The organism is Streptomyces sp. NPDC005899 (genome assembly GCF_040629645.1).
Taxonomy (GTDB): domain Bacteria; phylum Actinomycetota; class Actinomycetes; order Streptomycetales; family Streptomycetaceae; genus Streptomyces.
Genome location: NZ_JBEXWB010000532.1, coordinates 1 through 3,032, shown reverse-complemented (window position 1 = coordinate 3,032; position 3,032 = coordinate 1). Strand labels below are relative to the sequence as shown.

Here is a 3,032-nt window from a genome sequence, read left to right as displayed (position 1 = left end):
CTGGTGGGCAGCCGAAATGTTCCGAGACGGGCCTGACTACGGCCCGGCGGAGGTCGCCTGCGGTAATCAGGACATGCCGAGCGGCGCACGGCACCGCACCGGCGGCCGCCCCCGACCCGGCGCGGGTCGCCTTCCCGCTCGACTGCGGCACCGCCGGCCGTACCGTGGCCGAAAACGCGCCCGGCGACCTGGACGGCGACGGCAGGCCGGAAACCGTCGCAGTGGTCCACTGCGCCGCCGGTTCCGGCACCCCGCCGAGCGGCGTCTACGTCCTGACGCAGACGGGCGGGGCCGCACCCCGGGTCGTGGCGACCCTGGTGGACCCCGCTCGGAGACTGACGGTCACGGACTTCGCGGTCCGTGGGGGCAAGGTCTCCGCGACCCTGCTCGGCTACTCCTCGATCGACGTGCCGCGCTGCTGCCCCGACGTGCGGGAGAGCGCCTCCTGGCGGTGGACGGGCGCCGCCTTCGTCAAGTCCACCCGCTCCGCCGAGGACGACGGGCTGAGCGCCTGAGGCGGCACGCCACCCCGGGCGGCGTCCTCGCCACCCCGGGCGGCGTCCTCGCCACCCCGGGCGGCGTCCTCGCCACCTCAGGCGGCGTCCGGCCCGAATACCTCCACGTTGTCCGCGACGCGACGTACGTGGATGCAGTCGCCCGGGCACTCCTTGGCCGAATCCACCACGTCCTGGAGCAGCGGCAGCGGCACCGGTGTGGTCGCCCCCTTGTCCTGGAGGAGCTCGTCGTCCGCGCTCTTCACGTACGCCAGTCCGTCGATGTCGAGCTCGAACACCTCGGGGGCGTACTGCACGCAGATGCCGTCGCCCGTACAGAGGTCCTGGTCGATCCAGACCTCGAGGTCCTGCGCTTCGCCGTCGCCCGGAGCGTCCTGCTGCACGGTCATGTGTCCTGCCGTTCCCTGCGTATCTGCGCCAATTGAAGCCAGCCCTGACGGGTGTTGAACGCTTCGACGATACAACCGGCGGCTTTCCGACGCCGAAGGGTGGGTATTCCCTTGGCGTGAGGGAGAGCGCAAGGGTGAAGATCGGACACGTCCCCAGGTCTTTGTGATCTAGGGGTTTCAATCATCACTCACCCAGGTAGGGTCAGGAAGCGTCCAGCTCCCCTTGGAGGAGGTGAGGACCGTGGCAGCCCACGACGACGACATCAACCGCGGCATCCGGCCCGGGCGGGGGTCAGAAGACCCAGCCGGCCAGGTTGCCTATCTCGAGCAGGAAATCGCCGTCCTGCGACGTAAGCTCGCCGACTCTCCGCGTCATACGAGGATTCTCGAAGAGCGGATCGTCGAGTTGCAGACCAGCCTGTCAGGCGTGTCCGCGCAGAACGAGCGGCTCGCCGGCACGCTCCGCGAGGCCCGCGACCAGATCGTGGCCCTCAAGGAGGAGGTCGACCGGCTCGCCCAGCCGCCGGCCGGCTTCGGTGTCTTCCTGCAGGCCAACGAGGACGGCACCTGCGACATCTTCACCGGGGGCCGCAAGCTCCGGGTGAACGTCAGCCCCGGTGTCGAGCTCGACGGCCTCCGGCGAGGCCAGGAAGTCATGCTCAACGAGGCGCTCAACGTGGTCGAGGCCATGGAGTTCGAGCGGGCCGGGGACATCGTCACCCTCAAGGAGATCCTCGAGGACGGCGAGCGCGCCCTGGTCGTCGGGCACACCGACGAGGAACGGGTGGTGCGGCTCGCGGAGCCGCTGCTGGACATCACCATCCGTCCCGGCGACGCCCTCCTGCTCGAACCCAGGTCCGGCTACGTCTACGAAGTGGTCCCCAAGAGCGAGGTCGAGGAGCTCGTCCTCGAAGAGGTCCCGGACATCGACTACGACAAGATCGGCGGCCTGGGCGACCAGATCGAGCTGATCCGCGACGCGGTCGAACTCCCGTACCTCCACCCGGACCTCTTCAAGGAGCACGAACTCCGGCCCCCGAAGGGCATCCTGCTCTACGGGCCTCCCGGCTGCGGCAAGACGCTCATCGCCAAGGCCGTGGCCAACTCCCTGGCCAAGAAGGTCGCCGAGGTCACCGGTCAGCCCGCGGGGAAGAGCTACTTCCTCAACATCAAGGGCCCCGAGCTCCTCAACAAGTACGTCGGTGAGACCGAGCGGCACATCCGCCTCGTCTTCCAGCGCGCGCGGGAGAAGGCGAGCGAGGGCACCCCGGTCATCGTCTTCTTCGACGAGATGGAATCCCTCTTCCGCACCCGCGGTTCCGGTGTCAGCTCGGACGTGGAGAACACCATCGTCCCGCAGCTGCTCGCCGAGATCGACGGTGTGGAGGGCCTGGAGAACGTCATCGTCATCGGTGCCTCCAACCGGGAGGACATGATCGACCCGGCCATCCTGCGGCCCGGCCGCCTCGACGTGAAGATCAAGATCGAGCGCCCGGACGCGGAGGCCGCGAAGGACATCTTCGCGAAGTACCTCACCTCCTCGCTCCCGCTGCACGCGGACGACCTGGCCGAGCACAGCGGGTCCAGGGAGGCCGCCGCCCACGCCATGATCCAGTCCGTCGTGGAGCGGATGTACACGGAATCCGAGGAGAACCGGTTCCTCGAGGTCACCTACGCCAACGGCGACAAGGAAGTCCTGTACTTCAAGGACTTCAACTCCGGAGCGATGATCCAGAACATCGTGGACCGGGCGAAGAAGATGGCCATCAAGGCATTCCTCGAGCAGGGCCAGAAGGGCCTGCGCGTCTCCCATCTCCTCCAGGCGTGCGTGGACGAGTTCAAGGAGAACGAGGACCTGCCCAACACCACGAACCCGGACGACTGGGCCAGGATCTCCGGGAAGAAGGGCGAGCGGATCGTGTTCATCCGCACGCTCGTCACCGGAAAGCAGGGCGCGGACACCGGTCGTTCCATCGACACGGTGGCGAACACCGGGCAGTACCTGTAGAACGCGGACCGGCTGCGGATGCCCGGCAGGGCATCCGCCGCCGGGCGCGGTACCCGGTCGTACGGGCGGCCCCCAAAAAATAAGCTAATTATAAACCCACCCGCCCCGGAGCCGGGAATG

At 68.0% G+C, this 3,032-nt stretch carries 3 protein-coding genes; 2 read left to right on the top strand and 1 reads right to left on the bottom strand.

Features of this window, described 5'->3' with window-relative positions:
• Positions 1–515, top strand: a 515-nt coding sequence (locus ABZ371_RS31000; protein ID WP_358685923.1) for a hypothetical protein, incomplete at its 5' end; no start/stop codon positions are given.
• 77 nt (positions 516–592) lie between these two features.
• Here the strand turns inward: ABZ371_RS31000 and ABZ371_RS30995 are convergent.
• Complete coding sequence (locus tag ABZ371_RS30995) at positions 593–904, bottom strand: ferredoxin (protein ID WP_358685921.1); 312 nt, start codon at positions 902–904, stop codon at positions 593–595.
• A 241-nt stretch (positions 905–1,145) separates the two neighbouring features.
• Between ABZ371_RS30995 and arc the strand changes: the two genes are divergently transcribed.
• Positions 1,146–2,912 carry a proteasome ATPase gene (gene arc / locus ABZ371_RS30990; protein ID WP_358685918.1) on the top strand — a complete coding sequence of 589 codons (1,767 nt, stop codon included), beginning with the start codon at positions 1,146–1,148 and terminating at the stop codon, positions 2,910–2,912.
• The last annotated feature ends 120 nt before the right edge of the window (positions 2,913–3,032 follow it).